Annotated in this window: 14 protein-coding genes; all 14 read left to right on the top strand. The window is 42.5% G+C overall.

The window, feature by feature from the left end; translation table 11 throughout:
• Positions 1-19: 19 nt before the first annotated feature.
• Positions 20-754, top strand: a complete 735-nt coding sequence (locus PGZ10_RS08655; protein WP_022219892.1) for a YebC/PmpR family DNA-binding transcriptional regulator — start codon at positions 20-22, stop codon at positions 752-754.
• Positions 755-777: 23 nt separating this feature from the next.
• The gene (locus tag PGZ10_RS08650; protein WP_270541153.1) at positions 778-1,539 is read left to right on the top strand and encodes a CFI-box-CTERM domain-containing protein; all 762 of its coding nucleotides are present in this window, start codon (positions 778-780) and stop codon (positions 1,537-1,539) included.
• A 323-nt stretch (positions 1,540-1,862) separates the two neighbouring features.
• On the top strand, positions 1,863-2,519 hold the full coding sequence (locus PGZ10_RS08645) for a ClpP family protease (protein ID WP_055248888.1): 657 nt from the start codon (positions 1,863-1,865) through the stop codon (positions 2,517-2,519).
• A gap of 143 nt (positions 2,520-2,662) precedes the next feature.
• Positions 2,663-5,317: an FtsK/SpoIIIE family DNA translocase gene (locus tag PGZ10_RS08640; protein ID WP_270541152.1), complete on the top strand. Its 2,655-nt coding sequence runs from the start codon at positions 2,663-2,665 to the stop codon at positions 5,315-5,317.
• Between the two features lie 32 nt (positions 5,318-5,349).
• Positions 5,350-7,017 carry a formate--tetrahydrofolate ligase gene (locus tag PGZ10_RS08635; protein WP_055156706.1) on the top strand — a complete coding sequence of 556 codons (1,668 nt, stop codon included), beginning with the start codon at positions 5,350-5,352 and terminating at the stop codon, positions 7,015-7,017.
• A gap of 33 nt (positions 7,018-7,050) precedes the next feature.
• Complete coding sequence (locus tag PGZ10_RS08630) at positions 7,051-8,424, top strand: chitobiase/beta-hexosaminidase C-terminal domain-containing protein (protein WP_270541150.1); 1,374 nt, start codon at positions 7,051-7,053, stop codon at positions 8,422-8,424.
• A gap of 293 nt (positions 8,425-8,717) precedes the next feature.
• The gene (locus PGZ10_RS08625; RefSeq protein WP_022219898.1) at positions 8,718-9,899 is read left to right on the top strand and encodes an iron-containing alcohol dehydrogenase; all 1,182 of its coding nucleotides are present in this window, start codon (positions 8,718-8,720) and stop codon (positions 9,897-9,899) included.
• Positions 9,900-10,193: 294 nt separating this feature from the next.
• Entirely contained in the window at positions 10,194-11,081 is an 888-nt protein-coding gene (locus PGZ10_RS08620; RefSeq protein WP_055156711.1) for a sulfide/dihydroorotate dehydrogenase-like FAD/NAD-binding protein, read from the top strand.
• On the top strand, positions 11,081-12,466 hold the full coding sequence (gltA, locus tag PGZ10_RS08615) for an NADPH-dependent glutamate synthase (RefSeq protein WP_270541149.1): 1,386 nt from the start codon (positions 11,081-11,083) through the stop codon (positions 12,464-12,466). Before PGZ10_RS08620 ends, gltA begins: the two co-directional genes overlap by 1 nt.
• Before the next feature lie 409 nt (positions 12,467-12,875).
• A complete protein-coding gene (locus PGZ10_RS08610; RefSeq protein ID WP_270541145.1) occupies positions 12,876-13,550 on the top strand; it encodes an HAD family hydrolase in 675 nt (224 codons plus the stop codon).
• A gap of 20 nt (positions 13,551-13,570) precedes the next feature.
• On the top strand, positions 13,571-15,595 hold the full coding sequence (locus tag PGZ10_RS08605) for a HelD family protein (RefSeq protein WP_442872545.1): 2,025 nt from the start codon (positions 13,571-13,573) through the stop codon (positions 15,593-15,595).
• Between the two features lie 39 nt (positions 15,596-15,634).
• Positions 15,635-16,114 carry a 23S rRNA (pseudouridine(1915)-N(3))-methyltransferase RlmH gene (gene rlmH / locus PGZ10_RS08600; protein WP_022219903.1) on the top strand — a complete coding sequence of 160 codons (480 nt, stop codon included), beginning with the start codon at positions 15,635-15,637 and terminating at the stop codon, positions 16,112-16,114.
• A 103-nt stretch (positions 16,115-16,217) separates the two neighbouring features.
• Positions 16,218-16,877, top strand: a complete 660-nt coding sequence (locus PGZ10_RS08595; protein ID WP_270541142.1) for an IS607 family transposase — start codon at positions 16,218-16,220, stop codon at positions 16,875-16,877.
• Positions 16,825-17,988, top strand: a complete 1,164-nt coding sequence (locus tag PGZ10_RS08590) for an RNA-guided endonuclease InsQ/TnpB family protein (protein WP_055297353.1) — start codon at positions 16,825-16,827, stop codon at positions 17,986-17,988. Before PGZ10_RS08595 ends, PGZ10_RS08590 begins: the two co-directional genes overlap by 53 nt.
• The last annotated feature ends 168 nt before the right edge of the window (positions 17,989-18,156 follow it).

Raw genomic sequence — 18,156 nt, 5'->3', positions numbered from 1 at the left:
TGAAGAGAGGTAAAAAGTAATGTCAGGACATTCAAAATTTGCGAATATCAAGCATAAAAAAGAAAAAAACGACGCAGCAAAAGGAAAAGTATTCACGAAGATCGGTCGTGAAATCGCTGTAGCAGTCAAAGAAGGAGGCGGAGCTGATCCGGCTAACAACAGCAGACTCCGTGATGCGATTGCAAAGGCAAAAGCAAATAATATGCCAAATGACAATATTGACAGAAGTATCAAAAAAGCAGCCGGAGACGGAGATGCTAACAACTACGAACACATCGTATACGAAGGATACGGACCGAACGGAACTGCAATCATCGTTGATGCACTTACTGATAACCGTAACCGTACTGCTTCTAATGTAAGAAGCGCTTTCACAAAGGGAAAAGGAAATATCGGAACCAGTGGATGTGTTTCTTTCATGTTTGATCAGAAAGGACAGATCATTGTCGATAAAGAAGAATGTGAACTGGATGCAGATGATCTGATGATGCAGGCACTGGATGCAGGAGCAGAAGATTTTTCGGAAGAAGAGGACAGCTTTGAAATTCTTACAGATCCGAATGATTTCAGTGAGGTTCGTCTTGCTCTGGAAGAAGCGGGTATTCCGATGGCAAGCGCAGAAGTTACAATGATTCCACAGACATGGGTAACTTTGGACAACGAAGAAGATATCAAGAACATTCAGAAGACGCTTGATCTTCTTGAAGATGATGATGATGTACAGGAAGTATATCATAACTGGGAAGAAGCATAGGATAGATTCCGGGAGGAACCTGAATGAATCAGAGTATACAGAATGGACTGAATGACCTGTTTGACCAGATTATTCCGATTTCTAGAGATTTCAATAAAAAGACTTATGCGGATTCGTTTAAAAATGCATACGAGAAGTATAAGCCGCTTTTTACTGAGATTGCACAGGAATGCGAGAATTCGGAAGACAGACAGGAAGAGATTGAAGAGATTGCTGCTGTTCTGCCGGATAGAATGCGGGAAGTACTGGATCAGGAAAGTTCAAAAAGAAAAAAAGAAAATGTACTTATGAAATATAATCTGGGCATGGTTACGTATGTGATCCCGATGTTCCGTTATGGCAGAATGGATGCTTGTGAAGAGATTGTAGACTGCATGATCGAACGCTGGAATGATCATGATCTGGAACTAAAGATCAGTAAATCGGAATTCGAGCAGATCCAGGGAGGCTTCAAATCACGTCTCTGCTATATTACTACAGCCGTATGTGCAAGCCTTGGAAAACCAGATGACTGTTACGAACTGAATCTGATGAGAAGATACAGAGATGAATATCTGGTGAATCAGAAAGGCGGCGAAGAAATTGTTGCCGAGTATTACGATATTGCTCCGACAATCGTAAACCGGATCAACCGGATGGAAAATTCAGAAGATGTATATGCAGATATCTGGTGCCGTTATCTTCACCCATGTGTTTCCATGATCGAATCCGATAATCTGGAGGCATGCCGCAAGATTTATACGGATATGGTATATAGCCTGCGCAGGAAATATTTATTTTCATAATGTTTAAATCAAAGAGAATGTGCCGAGTCGCATTCTCTTTTGCATATACAGTGAATCAGGTACAGATTTGTGTCGCTACAAGAATCTGCGATTCATTTCTGTGGCGAAAATCCTGCATATTTTCATAAGCATTGTCTATACTAAGCTAAAAAGAACGGAGGAATGCGGCAATGAAAATACAGGAAGAAACGGATGTAAAAGAATACCAGATACGCAAGAAAAAGAGCAGGGAACAGACTGTAGAAAATATAGAAAATAAAGAAAAGGAAGTCAGAGAGACAGAGCCGGAAACCACAAAGGAAGAAGATGAACATGTTAAAGAAATGGGAATGCTTTCGCTTGACCGACGTCGGAATCATCAGATCGAGCTACTCACGATCATCGGCGAAGTAGAAGGGCATGAGACGGTTTCAGGCAGTACAAAGGCAACCAAGTATGAGCACCTGCTTCCAAAGCTGGCACAGATTGAGAACAGTGTTCAGACTGATGGTGTGCTGATTCTCTTAAATACACTGGGCGGAGATGTGGAGGCGGGACTTGCGATTGCGGAAATGATCGCGTCTTTAAGCAAACCGACAGTATCTCTGGTACTTGGAGGGTGTCATTCTATCGGTGGACCTCTTGCTGTGTCGGCAGATTATTCTTTTATTGTTCCAAGTGGGACGATGATCATTCACCCGGTGCGGACAAGCGGAATGTTCATCGGTGTGGCACAAAGCCTGCGGAATATTGAAAAGACGCAGGACCGGATCACCGGATTCCTTGCAGAGCATTCCGGAATGTCACAGGAGCGGATTGAAGAACTGATGCTGGATTCCACACAGCTTGTCAAAGATGTGGGGACAATGCTGGAAGGAAAACGTGCAGTGGAGGAAGGACTCATTGACGAAGTTGGCGGAATAAGAGATGCATTAAATAAATTGCATGAAATGATTGATGAAAAAATGGAAAATACTGATAAAAATTATGAGATGACATAAGGCAAAGAGGATGCTATAATAAAATAGTATGTACAAGTATACACTTTTGATGACTGATTCCGGATACTATATCTGGGGAGAGAGGAGAAGGAATCGGTCATTTGATTACAAGATAAAGAGTATAAATACAAGGGGGAAGTTTGATGGCTTCAAAGACAACCGGAACAAAGAAAAATGCAAAGCAGAGCACGGCGAAAAAGCGGCAGCCTACGAAGAAGACAAGTGCAAAGTCTGCAAAATCTGCGAAGACAACCAGAAAGAATACCACATCAAAAGCTGTGCCGCAGGAAGAATCATTTCTTGCAACGGAGATTCTGATCTGGGTGACACTTGCGGTAGGGATTCTGCTCACAATCAGCAATTTCGGACTTGCAGGTGCATTTGGAAGAAAGATTGCAGCACTGCAGCAGGGAATGATGGGTTGGATGGCGTATGTATTTCCACTGCTTTTATTTTGTGGAGTCGCGTTTGTGGTTTCCAATAAAGGAAACAGGATCGCATATATTAAGACTGTTGCAGGCGTTGTATTACTGGTTCAGTGCTGTGTGCTCTTTGAACTGATCGATGAAAAAGGCGGATCTGTCGGAAAGGCAATTGCGGTCAGACTGGTGCCGGCAATCGGTAAAGTTGGTACATATGTTGTCGTGATCATTTTAATGGTGATCTGTGTAGTCCTTATCACAGAAAAGTCTATTCTAAAAGGAATGAAGATCGGCGGGGAAAAAGCGTATGACCGTGCCAGAGAGGACATGCAGAAGCGTAAAGAAGAGGCTGAGGAACGCAGGGCAAGACGGGAAGCTATGCGTGTTGATTATCAGGTAAGCGGCGTTTCCTTTAATTCGACAGTTGGAGGAAAAGAGAACGAGGCAGAAAAAGCAGAAGAAAAAGCCGGAAAAGATGCAAAGGAAAGCACAGAAAAGAAAGCTACCAGACGCAGCCGGAAGGATATGAGCAGCGTGCTTGCCGGTGCAGAAGAAGCGGCTGCAAAGCACATTATGGAACAGACTGGGAAAATTGCACTGGATGATGTAGTGATCAATCGTGCGATGCCCCTTTCCGCTACAGAGCTGATCCCGGATCCGGAACCGGTTCCCCTTGAGCCGGTGAAAGAAAAACTCCCGAAGTTCTTAAAAGGAGCGATGCAGGAAGCAGAAAAAAAGACGGAGTCCGGTAAAGATATACAGACAGATGTGGCTGAAGAAAATTTATCAGCGGTGCAGACAGAAGACGGAATAAAAAGACAGGTCTCCGGAAATTCAAAAGTTAAGGCAGATATCCCAAAAGAGGTGGCTGCTGTTGCAGATACGATTGCAAAAAGTGAGAAATCGGTCAGGGAATACCGCTTTCCACCTCTTAGTCTGTTGAAGCATGGAAGTAAAACCTCCGGAGATTCGGATGCGCATCTGCGGGAGACAGCAGCAAAGCTCCAGAAGACACTTCAAACCTTCGGTGTGAATGTTACAATCACTAATATCAGCTGCGGACCTTCTGTCACACGCTATGAGTTACAGCCTGAGATGGGGGTGAAAGTCAGCAAGATCGTAGGACTTGCGGATGACATCAAACTGAACCTGGCGGCGGCTGATATCCGTATTGAGGCACCGATCCCGGGAAAAGCAGCGGTCGGCATTGAAGTTCCGAATAAGGAAAATACTGCAGTTATGCTGCGTGATCTTCTGGAATCAGATGAATTTAAGAAAAGTAGATCACGGATCGCATTTGCGACAGGTCGTGACATTTCAGGTAAAGTGGTGGTATCAGATATTGCAAAGATGCCGCATCTGCTTGTCGCAGGAGCTACAGGATCCGGTAAATCTGTCTGTATCAATACGATCATTATGAGTATTATCTACAAAGCAAAACCGGAGGATGTGAAGCTGATCATGGTAGATCCAAAGGTGGTGGAATTAAGTGTATATAATGGAATTCCACATCTGATGATCCCGGTTGTAACGGATCCGAAGAAGGCAGCAGGAGCTTTGAACTGGGCGGTTGCGGAAATGAACAGACGTTATCAGCTTTTTGCCGAGTATAATGTCCGTGATCTGAAAGGTTACAATGATAAAGTCGAGAACATTAAAGATATTGATGATCCGAATAAAGCACAGAAACTTCCACAGATTGTAATCATCGTAGACGAACTTGCAGACCTGATGATGGTTGCACCTGGAGAAGTGGAAGAGGCGATCTGCCGTCTGGCACAGCTTGCGCGTGCGGCAGGACTTCATCTGGTTCTTGCAACGCAGAGACCATCGGTTAATGTCATTACCGGTCTGATTAAGGCGAATATGCCATCAAGAATAGCATTTTCTGTATCATCCGGTGTGGATTCCCGTACCATCATTGATATGAATGGCGCGGAGAAGCTGCTGGGAAAAGGCGATATGTTGTTCTATCCGGCTGGCTATCAGAAGCCGGTACGTGTTCAGGGGGCTTTTGTTTCTGATAAAGAAGTCCAGGCAGTGGTTGATTTCCTGAAAGAGAACAGCGGAGGCGCAGCCTACAGTGAAGAAATCCAGAAGCAGGTGAATAGTAATCAGAATGTATCTGCGGGAGGAGCATCTTCCGAGGACGACAAAGATGTCTACTTTGTAGATGCAGGAAAGTTTATTATTGAAAAAGACAAAGCATCGATCGGAATGCTCCAACGGGTGTTTAAGATCGGGTTTAACCGTGCGGCGCGGATTATGGATCAGCTTGCCGAGGCGGGAGTCGTAGGAGAAGAAGAAGGTACCAAACCAAGAAAAGTACTGATGTCTATGGAACAGTTTGAGCAATACATAGAAGAATCAGTTTAAGAAACGCAGAAGAAAAAAGGGAGGATATAATTATGAAAACAGACATTCAGATCGCACAGGAGGCAGAGATGCTCCATATTCGCGAGGTTGCAGCAAAGGTTGGAATTGAAGAGGAAGACCTTGAGTTTTACGGCAAGTATAAGGCAAAATTATCGGACGAATTGATGGAAAGAGTAAAAGACAGACCAGATGGAAAGCTGGTACTTGTTACTGCAATCAATCCGACTCCGGCGGGAGAGGGAAAAACGACGATTACCGTTGGACTTGGAGAGGCAATGGCAAAGCTCGGCAAAAAAGCTCTGATCGCTCTGCGCGAGCCATCGCTCGGACCTTGCTTTGGAATTAAAGGCGGTGCTGCCGGCGGTGGTTATGCACAGGTTGTACCGATGGAAGATCTGAATCTTCATTTTACCGGAGATTTTCATGCGATCACATCGGCAAATAACCTGCTTGCAGCTCTTCTTGACAACCATATCCAGCAGGGAAATGCTCTTGGAATCGATCCGAGACAGGTTGTGTGGAAACGGTGTGTAGATATGAATGACCGTGTACTGCGTAATGTAGTAGTTGGTCTTGGAAATAAAATGGACGGAATGGTAAGAGAGGATCATTTTGTGATCACGGTTGCGTCCGAAATTATGGCAATTTTATGTTTGGCAGACGATCTGGAAGATCTGAAAAAACGTCTTGGCAGAATCATTGTTGCCTATACATTTTCCGGAGAACCGGTTACAGCTGACCAGCTTCATGCAACCGGTGCAATGACAGCACTGTTAAAGGATGCGATCAAGCCGAATATTATTCAGACTCTGGAACATACACCGGCACTGGTACACGGTGGCCCGTTCGCAAATATTGCACATGGCTGCAACAGTGTACGTGCAACCAAGATGGCACTTAAGCTGAGTGATATCACGATCACAGAAGCGGGATTCGGTGCGGATCTGGGTGCAGAGAAGTTTATGGATATCAAGTGCCGTATGGCGGGACTGAAACCGGACGCTGTAGTTCTGGTTGCAACGGTACGTGCATTAAAATACAATGGTGGCGTGCCAAAAGACGAACTGAACAAAGAAAATCTGGATGCTCTTGCAAAAGGAATTGTAAATCTTGAAAAGCATATTGAGAACCTGCAGAAATTCGGTGTTCCGGTTGTGGTTACCTTGAATTCATTTGTCAGTGATACTGAAGCAGAATACGAATTTATCCGTAAGTTCTGCGAAGACAGAGGCTGCGAATTTGCTCTTGCAGAAGTATGGGGTAAAGGCGGAGACGGCGGAAAAGAGCTGGCAGAGAAAGTATTACAGACTCTGGAGACAAAAGAAAGCCATTATCATCCGATTTACAGTGATGAGTTATCAATTGCAGAGAAGATCGAGACAATCTGCAAAGAGATTTACGGAGCAAAGAGTGTTGTATATGAACCTGCTGCAAAGAAACAGCTTGCACGAATTGAATCAATGGGCTTTGGCAAGTTCCCGGTATGTATGGCAAAGAACCAGTATTCTCTGTCCGATGATGCGAAGCTTCTTGGACGTCCGGAGAACTTTGATATCCATATCCGTGAAGTCTATGTAAATGCAGGAGCAGGATTTGTTGTTGCTCTTACCGGAGCAATCATGACCATGCCGGGTCTTCCGAAAGTACCTGCAGCAAATGGAATTGATGTAGAAGACGGTAAAATTACCGGATTGTTCTAAAAGAAGTATGATACCAGAAGGAGACGAAAGACAATGAAATGTATGCACTGTGGAGCAGATTTGCCTGAAGATCAGTTGATCTGTCCTAGATGCGGCAGGGAAATACAGATCGTGCCTGATTATAACCCACTTGATGATATGCTGACTGCTCAGTTAAAAGGAGGCATTACACAGACAATGTCGCTTCATCTGGGTGAGCAGGAAAAGCAAGATGTCAGCTATTCTGGTGCGGCAAATCCGGTATATGAAAGACGGGAAATTGTTGGAGGAGAGACCAGGTGTGTGGGAAATTCGGGAAGTGTTGGTCGTCGCCAGCAGGGAACTGTGACCAGGCGTGGAAGAGATGCAGTGGTCAGACGCAGTGATGTCAGACCGGCTACCGGACGTGTGGGTCAAAGAGAAGATGCGCGGGAACAGACGAGAAGAGCGTATGAAGAAGAACGCAGATTGCGGCGTATGCGGGCAGAAAAGAGAAAAGAGCGCGCCAGAAAAAAACGCCGGAAAATGCTGCTTATGCTATTGGCGGGGTGTATTGTTCTGGCAGGACTCATTTTCTTGTTTTATCAAAATTCATATACCGGAAAAGTAAAGAAAGGATACCGGCTTCTGGCAGCTTCCGAATATGAGAACGCACTCACTGTATTTGAAAAAGCAGCTTCTGGAAGTCCGAAGAAAGCAGAAGCTTATACAGGGATTTCAAAGGTTTATATTGCCAAGGATGATCTGGATCAGGCAGAAGAAGTTTTTACAGACGAGATTGCAAAGCAGTCCGGAAATGCAGAAATTTATCGTGCAGCGGTAGAATTTTATATTGATACCAAACAGGAAGAAAAGGTATCACCGCTTCTGAATGCATGTACCAGTGATACGGTTCTTGAAGCACTGAAGGATTATGTGTCAGGTGAACCGGAGTTTAGTCTGGATGAGACAGAGACATATGATGAAGTGCAGGCACTGGAACTGACCGGAAAAGGAAAAGCGATCTACTATACGACAGACGGTTCAGAGCCGACAACTTCAAGTACGAAATATACGGAACCGATCAAGATCGGTGAAGGTGAGACAACGGTGAAAGCAATTTCTGTTAATAAGAAAGGAATTCCAAGCCTGACAGAAAGTAAAACTTATAAAGTTGAGTTCCCGATTGCAGATGCGCCGGCGGTGACTCCATCGACCGGGCAGTATAACCATGTCCAATCAATCAGTGTAGTTGTACCGGATAAGTATACGGCATATTACACGACGGATGGATCAGATCCGGATCCGGAGAATAATTCTGCGACGCAGGAGTATACCGGGCCGATCGTAATGCCGGCGGGAAGTACGATTTTCAGCTTTGTTCTGCAGGATCAAAAAGGCAGATTAAGTGATGTCACAAGAAGAAATTATGAACTGAATATAGAGTAAAACCCGATTTTAAGAAGAGAGTATGCCGAGTCGTCTGCTTGTCAGAGCAGACTGGTAAAGCGTACTCTTTTTCGATTACTTTCATTTGTGGATAACTTGCGTAAATATGTGAAATATATCACAAATCAAATATTTTATGAATAGAGTGGGGATAATATGGCTTATTAAAAATGTATAATTGTATGGAAACAAATACAATTTATTTGTGGTAAAATATTGCAAAAAGGATAGAATTGAGATACAATGTGATTGTCAAAAAGATAACATACTTTAAGGGCGAAGGAGTGTTTGAAATGAGCAGATTTACATTACCAAGAGATATTTACCATGGAAAAGGATGTCTTGAAGAACTGAAGAACCTGAAAGGAAAAAAAGCAATCCTGGTTGTCGGAGGAGGTTCCATGAAGCGTCAGGGATTCCTCGACAGAGCTGAGAACTATCTGAAAGAAGCAGGAATGGAAGTAAAGCTTTTTGAAGGTGTTGAGCCAGATCCATCTGTTGAGACCGTTATGAAAGGTGCAGCAGTTATGCAAGAGTTCCAGCCGGACTGGATCGTAGCTATGGGTGGCGGATCACCGATTGATGCTGCAAAAGCAATGTGGGCATTCTATGAATATCCGGATGTTACATTTGAAGATCTCTGTATTCCGTTCAACTTCCCGGAATTAAGAACAAAAGCAAAATTTGCTGCAATTCCGTCAACATCAGGAACAGCAACAGAAGTAACAGCATTCTCCGTTATTACCAACTATCAGACCGGAGTAAAATACCCACTTGCCGATTTTAATATTACACCGGACGTTGCAATTGTAGATCCGGATCTTGTCATGGGTCTCCCGGTAAAGCAGGTTGCTTACACAGGTATGGATGCACTGACACATGCGATCGAAGCTTATGTATCTACCTTGAACTGTCCATTTACAGATCCGCTTGCACTGCAGGCAATCGAGATGGTTCTGGATTACCTTCCGGCATCTTACAAATGTGATATGGTAGCAAGAGAGCAGATGCATTATGCACAGTGTCTTGCAGGAATGGCATTCTCCAATGCACTTCTTGGAATCGTACATTCTATGGCACATAAGACAGGTGCGGCATTCTCAACCGGACACATTCCGCACGGATGCGCAAATGCAATTTATCTTCCATATGTAATTAAATACAATGCAAAAGATCCGGTCGCTGCAAAACGTTATGCAGAAATCGCACGCAGAATGGGACTTCCGGGCACATCTGAGAAAGCGCTGATCAACAGCCTGTGTGCAAAGATCGATGCATTTAATGTAGAACTGAATATTCCGAAGACACTGAAAGATTTCGGTATTGACGAAGCAGAATTCAAAGAAAAAATTGCAAAGATTTCAGAACTTGCAGTTGGTGATGCATGTACAGGATCCAACCCACGTCCGATCGATCCGGCAGCTATGGAAAAACTTTTCAACTGTACATATTATGGAACAGAAGTAGATTTTTAAAAAAGAGAATACAGTTCTTACAGAGACAGACGGACTCAATATTGACCGTCTGTCTCATTTTTATATCCGGTCAGCAGGTAAAAGTTCGTGTCGGCACAAGATTTTATGTAGTTGAAAATTTTGATAACCGGAAGAATTTTGGCAGATTTATAGAAGAAATGTTGGTACTTATAGATAAAAAAGATAGTTATATTTATGACATAAATAATTTTTTAACAAATTAAAAAGAAATACTTGCTATTTACTTTGCAATAATTTATCATAAAGAGAGTAAATATTTTAGGAGGCAATGCAATGTACAAGATAAGAAAAGCTGAAAAACTGGCTGATAAGATTTATCTTATGGATGTAGAAGCACCACGTGTGGCAAAGCACTGTGAGCCAGGACAGTTCGTAATTGTCAAGATGGATGACAAGGGGGAAAGAATTCCGCTGACAATCTGCGATTATGACAGAGAAGAAGGAACAATTACCATCGTATTCCAGACAGTAGGAGCATCTACTGAGAAGATGGCACAATTAAAAGCAGGAGACTCTTTCAGAGATTTCACAGGACCGCTTGGATGCCCATCTGAATTGATTTCAGAGGATATTGAGAGTCTGAAGAATAAAAAGATCTTATTTGTAGCCGGTGGTGTTGGTGCAGCCCCTGTATACCCGCAGGTTAAATGGATGCACGCACATGGGATCGATGTAGATGTTATCGTTGGTTCTAAGACAAAAGATATGCTGATTCTCGAAAAAGAGATGGAAGCAGTTGCAGGAAATTATTACCCATGTACAGATGACGGTACATACGGACATGCAGGTATGGTAACAACAAAGATCGAAGCACTTGTTGCAGAAGGTAACAAGTATGATGTCTGTGTTGCAATCGGTCCGATGATCATGATGAAATTCGTATGTCTGCTCACAAAGAAACTCGAAATCCCGACTATCGTCAGCATGAACCCGATCATGGTAGACGGAACAGGTATGTGTGGCGCATGCCGTCTCCACGTAGGCGATGAAATCAAATTTGCATGTGTAGACGGACCGGAATTTGACGGACATCTCGTTAACTTTGATGAAGCAATGAAGAGACAGCAGATGTATAAGACTCAGGAAGGCAGAGCTATGCTGAAATTACAGGAAGGTGACACACATCACGGTGGATGCGGTCATTGCGGAGGTGACGAATAATGGCAGACGTATTAAAGAAAGTACCTGTAAGAGAACAGGATCCGAAGGTACGTGCAACAAATTTTGAAGAAGTATGTTATGGATATAATCAGGAAGAGGCAATGGAAGAAGCAAGCCGTTGTATCAACTGTAAGAATGCTAAATGTATTCAGGGATGTCCTGTAGGAATCAATATTCCTGCATTCGTTCATGAAGTAAAAGAAGGCAATATCGAAGAAGCATATAAGATTATCGGACAGTCTTCTGCACTTCCTGCTGTTTGTGGACGTGTATGTCCGCAGGAATCACAGTGCGAAGGAAAATGTATCCGTGGTATCAAAGGAGAATCTATTTCTATCGGTAAGCTGGAAAGATTCGTTGCTGATTACGCTCTGGAGCATGACATCAAACCGGTTGGAGCTGACAAGAAGAACGGACACAAAGTTGCTGTTATCGGTTCTGGTCCGGCAGGACTTACCTGTGCAGGCGACCTTGCAAAGCTTGGCTATGATGTAACTGTATTTGAAGCACTTCATGAACTCGGTGGAGTACTTGTATATGGTATTCCGGAATTCCGTCTTCCAAAACAGAAAGTCGTTGCAAAAGAGATCGCAAAAGTAAAAGAGCTTGGTGTTCACTTTGAGACAAACGTTGTAATCGGTAAATCTACTACAATCGATATGCTGATTGAAGACGAAGGATTCGAAGCAGTATTTATCGGATCAGGAGCAGGACTTCCAAAATTCATGGGAATCCCGGGGGAAAATGCCAACGGTGTATTTTCTGCAAATGAATACCTGACAAGAAGTAATCTTATGAAAGCATTTGATGATTCTTATGATACACCGATCGCAGCTGGTAAGAAAGTTGCAGTTGTTGGTGGTGGTAACGTAGCAATGGATGCTGCAAGAACAGCACTTCGTCTTGGAGCAGAAGTTCATATCGTATATCGTCGTAGCGAAGAAGAGCTTCCGGCCCGTGTAGAAGAAGTTCATCACGCAAAAGAAGAAGGTGTACAGTTCGACCTACTGACAAACCCGGTAGAAATCCTCGAAGAAGATGGATGGGTAAAAGGAATCAAATGTGTTCGTATGGAACTTGGTGAACCGGACGCATCAGGAAGAAGATGTCCTGTACCGGTTGAAGGTTCTGAATTCGTGATCGATGTTGATACAGTTATCATGTCACTCGGAACATCGCCGAACCCGCTGATTTCTTCTACAACAGAAGGACTGGAAGTTAACAAGTGGAAATGTATCGTTGCAGACGAAGAACACGGAAAGACTTCTAAAGAAGGCGTATACGCAGGTGGAGATGCCGTAACAGGTGCAGCTACAGTAATCCTTGCTATGGGAGCGGGAAAAGCTGGTGCAAGAGGTATCGACGAGTATCTTTCAAATAAATAAGGGTTATGACCGCAGTTTCCTTTGATGGGACTGCGGTTTTTTATAGGGGTTGTGTAGACCACCTGGGGAAAAATAATTGCTCCAATTCAAGTTGTGCAAACCATTCCGATGAACCTCTTAGGGCGAAAATTATGTCAGCAGAGGCTTCCATAATTTTTGAGTTTCATCTCCATTGCACAAAATAGAATTGGAGCAATTATTTTTCCCCAGGTGGTCGTTCTACGGTATTGGTAAAAAATGCAAAGAAGTTATACAAAGGGGAGAAAACTGGCGGTTATAGAGGGAAAATCGGACGCTGGTTTGTATGTTGTGGTTGATTTTAAAAGAGTTCTGTAGATTTACATTTCTGGACAGGACTGGTCAAAAATGGTACAATAAAAAAAGTATTATTTTGTGAAAGAGGGGTATTATGAAGTATAAATATATCTTATTTGATTTGGATGGGACGATTACGGAATCGGGACCGGGGATCATGAATTCGGTGGAGTATGCACTGAATAAAATGAACCGGGAGGTTGGTGATCGGGATACTTTAAAGAAATTTATCGGACCGCCGTTGACGGAATCAATGGAGAAATATTATGGGATGTCTGAGGAAGAGGCACTGCTTGGAGTAAAGTATTACCGGGAATATTATGCGGTGAAAGGCATTTTTGAGAATTCGGTGTATGAAGGGCTTGCGGAGACGCTGGAATCCTTGAAAAATGAAGGATATATACTTGCAGTGGCGACTTCCAAACCGGAAGAGTATGCAAAAAGGATTGCGGACAAATTTGACTTTGCAAAATATTTTGCAGGGATTTACGGGGCTACGATGGATGGCTCTCTGATCCGGAAGGCGGATGTGATCCGGTATGCGTTGGATAACCTGGGCGTGGAAAGGGAGAATTACGATCAGGTCGTTATGGTCGGTGACAGAAATAATGATATCTACGGTGCAAAGGAGAATGGGATCCAGGTGATCGGTGTCCTGTATGGATACGGAGATCTTACGGAGCTTCAAAGTGCCGGTGCAGATTACATTGCAAAGATGCCGGAAGAGATTGCACAAATCATCGGAAGATGTAATCATGAGAGGGTTTGAATATGAGTAATAACGACGCAATGAACAGTGAGATTCGGTTTCTGGAAGAGGTTGAAGAGAAACTGAAGACACGCATTACCGAGATCAACGCATTGTTTCTTGAAGGAGAAAAACAGATTGAGAGCATGCATGATTATTATTGGGAAAACTATACGGAGATGGATGAGTATGGTTATGAAAATTATGATAATCAGCAGGCACTTCTCGGAGAAGTTAATGCGAACAATGAACGTCTGATGAAAAAACAGCGCCTTAAGAAAATGATCGACTCCCCATATTTCGGAAGAGTGGATTTTCTCTTTGAGGGGGAAGAAGAAAGCGAAAGTTTTTACATCGGAATCGGCAATTTTGCGCCTAAGGCAGGAATGACGCCACTGATCTACGACTGGAGGGCGCCAGTGAGCGGTCTTTTTTATGATTATGACAAAGGACAGGCTTCTTATGAAGCACCGGGAGGAACCATTGAAGGGGAGATTACTTCCAAATGGCAGTATAAGATCAAGAAAGGGAAGATGGTTTATGCATTTGAAAGTGACACCAAGATTGATGATGAGATCCTGAAACAGGAGCTTGGAAGTAACGGGGATGTACAACTGAAGAATATTGTCCGTACTATCCAGAAAGAACAGAATGAGATCATTCGGAATGTAAAGGACAAAGTTCTGGTCATTCAGGGAGCCGCAGGAAGTGGGAAAACCTCCGTTGCACTGCACCGGATTGCATATCTTTTGTATCACGACAGGAAAAATTTAAAAGCATCGGATATCCTGATCCTTTCACCGAACAGCGTATTTGCGGATTATATTTCCCACATTCTGCCAGAGCTTGGAGAAGAAAATATCCAGGAGATGAGTTTTGATCTGTTTGCGTACAGAGAATTGAAAGGAATCGTATCGGACTGTGAGGACCGTTATGATTATCTGGAGAAGCTGATCCATTTTCCGGAGATGGGAATCCGGGAGAGCTATCTGAAGAAGCAGTCTGCCGGATTTGTCGGAGAGATGGAAGGTTTTCTGGCAGTTCTGGAAGATCAGCTGATGGATTTTAAGCCGGTTAAGATCCGTACTCTGGAAAAAACCGAAGAGGAGCTGATCCATCTGTTCTATTTCAAATTTCAGGATATTCCGATCCTTGCAAGAATGGATGCGGTGATGGAATATCTGGTGGATGAATACGAGACATTGTATAACCGGAATCTTCCGGAAGATGAGGTAGAAGAGATCCGGGAGAAATTCAACCGGATGTATGTCACCCGTGATATTTACAAAATATATAACTGGTTTTTGGAGGACAGTGGGTATGAGACACTGGCAAAAATTCCGTATGAGAACAGAAAACTCCAGTATGAAGACGTATTTCCGGTACTTTATCTCAAATACCGGATGCTTGGAGGAACCAGACATAAGCATATCAAGCATCTGGTGATCGACGAGATGCAGGATTATTCATATTTGCAGTACGTGGTACTGTCCCAGCTGTTTTCCTGCCGGATGACGATCCTTGGCGACCGGGCGCAGACACTGGACAGTCAGATGCAGGATGTACTGACATTCCTGCCGAAGATTTTCGGACGTACGATCCGCAAGATCATCATGAATAAAAGTTACCGGAATACCATTGAAATCGCAGAGTATGCAGCGAAATTTACCGGGGAAAAGGATCTGGAATATCTGGAGCGTCATGGCAAACCAGTGACCGAAAAGACATTTGATTCGGATGAGGAACTGTTAAATGAACTTATCCGGGAGGCAGATGCCGGAATGGATAAATATGAGACCGCCGCAGTTCTGATGGAGACGATGGACGAGGCGTATACAATGACCAGGATGCTTTCAAACCGTGGACTTCCGGTAAACTGTATTGACCGGGACAGCAGTACCTTTGAAAAAGGCGTGACAGTAACGACTTTCTATATGGCAAAGGGACTGGAATTTGATCAGGTATTCGGTGTGTTCCCGAAGAAAGAAAATCCGATGACCGGGCAGGCAAAATACATTTGTGCAACAAGAGCACTGCATGAGCTTTATATGTATGAAAGGGCATAACTGTACAGACTGATACAGCGAAAGAGAGGAAAAAACAGGATGAAGATAACCGTACTGACGGTTGGAAAAATAAAAGAAAAGTATCTGCGGGATGCGATCGCGGAATATACGAAGAGACTGAGCCGCTACTGCAAGCTGGAGATCATTGAGGTGGCGGATGAAAAGACACCGGACAATGCCAGCGAAAATGCAGAGGAAATGATCCGGCAAAAAGAGGCCGAACGTCTTTTGAAATATATCCGTGAGGATGCATATCTTATTACACTGGAGATAGGCGGAAAGCAGCTGACCTCCGAAGAATTTTCAGAGAAAATTGAAAAACTTGGCATTCAGGGAACCAGTCACATTATTTTTGTGATTGGTGGATCCATAGGGATCGGGAAGGCAGTTCTGGAAAAATCGGATTATGCACTTAGTTTTTCAAAAATGACATTTCCGCACCAGCTGATGCGTGTAATCCTGCTAGAGCAAATTTACCGTGGATACCGGATCATGTCGGGAGAACCCTATCACAAATAGAAAAGAGGTCATTAACAGTTAAAGATAAATTATAAAATCATATAAGTAGATATTGAGTTTTATAAGATATTAGACTGGAATATTATTGAAAGGAGTTGATACTTTGAGTAAATATTATTCTATACACGAATTTTCAAAAATTATAGGCGTATCTGCTCAGACATTACGAAATTGGGATGCAAATGGAAAACTTCATCCGCATCATACTACAGTAAGTGGCTATAGATATTATTCTGATGAGCAACTCAACCAGGTAATAAATGTAAAGCCTAAAAATCGCATTACAATTGGATATTGTCGCGTTTCCAGCCATAAACAAAAAGATGATTTGGAACGACAGATTGATAATGTTAAGACATATCTTTTGGCAAAAGGACAGCCGTTTGAGATAATAAGCGATATCGGTTCTGGGATTAATTATAAGAAAAAAGGACTTCAGGAATTGATTAGACGAATCTCTCAAAATCAAGTTGAAAAGGTTGTTGTTTTATATAAAGACAGGCTATTGCTATTTGGTTTTGAGTTGATAGAATATATCGCTTCACTTTATAATTGTGAGATTGAGATTATTGATAATACTGAAAAATCTGAACAGCAGGAACTTGTTGAAGATCTGGTTCAAATAATCACAGTATTCAGCTGCAAATTACAAGGAAAACGAGCGAACAAAGCTAAGAAACTTATCCGGGAATTGATACAGGAGGAAACAGATGGTAAAAGCCATAAAAGTAATGCTGATACCAAACAACGTACAGAAAACTAAGATGTTTCAGTACGCAGGTGCTTCAAGATTTGCTTATAACTGGGCTTTGGCCAGAGAAAAAGAAAATTATGAAAAAGGTGGCAAATTCATTTCAGATTCAGAACTCAGAAAAGAATTTACAAAGCTCAGACATTCTGATGAATACGCATGGCTGCTGAATATTTCAAATAATGTAACCAAACAGGCAATCAAAGATGCCTGTACTGCGTATAAGAACTTTTTCAAGGGTTTGCAAAAATTCCCAAGATTCAAGTCTAAAAAGAGATCAATGCCGAAGTTCTATCAGGATAATGTTAAGATACAATTCAGTAATACCCACGTTAAGTTTGAAGGCTTTTCTTCCAGCAGGAAAGCAAATAAGCAGAAAATGAATTGGGTAAGACTTGCAGAACATGGACGTATTCCAACAGATGTTAAATATATGAATCCGAGAATATCCTTTGACGGATTGAACTGGTGGATCAGTGTATGTGTGGAATTTCCTGATTGCAAGGAAACACTTAATGATGATGGAGTTGGTATAGACTTAGGAATCAAAGATTTGGCTGTCTGCTCTGATGCTGTTAAATATAAGAACATTAATAAGAGTCAGAAAGTAAAGAAACTAGAAAAACAGAAACGCAGATTACAGCGTAGTATCTCTCGTTCTTACGAGAAGAATAAGAAAGGGGAAAGTTACTGCAAAACCAATAATGTAATCAAAAAGGAAAAACTTTTATTAAAGCGAAATCACAGATTAACAAACATCCGTAAAAACTATTTGAATCAGACCATATCTGAGATCGTAAATCGAAAACCAAGATTTATCTGTATTGAAGATCTGAATGTCAGCGGAATGATGAAAAATAGACATTTATCCAAAGCAGTTCAGGAACAAGGATTTTTTTGGTTTAGAAAACAGCTTGAATACAAATGCAGTGATAAAGGGATCCAGCTTATTGTGGCTGATCGTTTTTATCCATCATCAAAGCTTTGCAGCTGTTGTGGAAATATCAAAAAAGATTTGAAATTATCTGACAGGGAATATAGATGTGAGTGTGGGAATATAATTGACAGAGATTTCCAGGCATCAATAAATCTTAAGGGTTATGGAGAACGATTTGCAAGCTGACACTGAAACGTTAATGCAAATATGTACGGATACGTTAGTCCGGAATTTACGCCTATGGAGAGTACAAGAACTTGTGAGTAGATAGATATTTATATCATCAAAAGCATACTCGTTGAAGTAGGAATGAAACATAGAAGTTTGTAACTTTTTATAAGTTTTCAGTAACGG

The sequence above is a fragment of the Coprococcus sp. AF102-57 genome (genome assembly GCF_027686195.1).
Lineage (GTDB): Bacteria > Bacillota > Clostridia > Lachnospirales > Lachnospiraceae > Allocoprococcus > Allocoprococcus comes.
Note: the sequence above shows the minus strand (reverse complement) of the source record. Positions and strands in the feature narration are given on the sequence as shown.

Excerpts from the sequence above, each read along its gene's own strand:
- PGZ10_RS08635 (WP_055156706.1), top strand. The coding sequence starts at position 5,350 with ATGAAAACAGACATTCAGATCGCACAGGAGGCAGAGATGCTCCATATT.
- PGZ10_RS08640 (WP_270541152.1), top strand. The coding sequence starts at position 2,663 with ATGGCTTCAAAGACAACCGGAACAAAGAAAAATGCAAAGCAGAGCACG.
- PGZ10_RS08590 (WP_055297353.1), top strand. The coding sequence starts at position 16,825 with ATGGTAAAAGCCATAAAAGTAATGCTGATACCAAACAACGTACAGAAA.
- gltA (WP_270541149.1), top strand. The coding sequence starts at position 11,081 with ATGGCAGACGTATTAAAGAAAGTACCTGTAAGAGAACAGGATCCGAAG.
- PGZ10_RS08625 (WP_022219898.1), top strand. The coding sequence starts at position 8,718 with ATGAGCAGATTTACATTACCAAGAGATATTTACCATGGAAAAGGATGT.
- PGZ10_RS08655 (WP_022219892.1), top strand. The coding sequence starts at position 20 with ATGTCAGGACATTCAAAATTTGCGAATATCAAGCATAAAAAAGAAAAA.
- PGZ10_RS08620 (WP_055156711.1), top strand. The coding sequence starts at position 10,194 with ATGTACAAGATAAGAAAAGCTGAAAAACTGGCTGATAAGATTTATCTT.
- PGZ10_RS08645 (WP_055248888.1), top strand. The coding sequence starts at position 1,863 with ATGGGAATGCTTTCGCTTGACCGACGTCGGAATCATCAGATCGAGCTA.
- PGZ10_RS08610 (WP_270541145.1), top strand. The coding sequence starts at position 12,876 with ATGAAGTATAAATATATCTTATTTGATTTGGATGGGACGATTACGGAA.
- rlmH (WP_022219903.1), top strand. The coding sequence starts at position 15,635 with ATGAAGATAACCGTACTGACGGTTGGAAAAATAAAAGAAAAGTATCTG.
- PGZ10_RS08650 (WP_270541153.1), top strand. The coding sequence starts at position 778 with ATGAATCAGAGTATACAGAATGGACTGAATGACCTGTTTGACCAGATT.
- PGZ10_RS08605 (WP_442872545.1), top strand. The coding sequence starts at position 13,571 with ATGAACAGTGAGATTCGGTTTCTGGAAGAGGTTGAAGAGAAACTGAAG.
- PGZ10_RS08630 (WP_270541150.1), top strand. The coding sequence starts at position 7,051 with ATGAAATGTATGCACTGTGGAGCAGATTTGCCTGAAGATCAGTTGATC.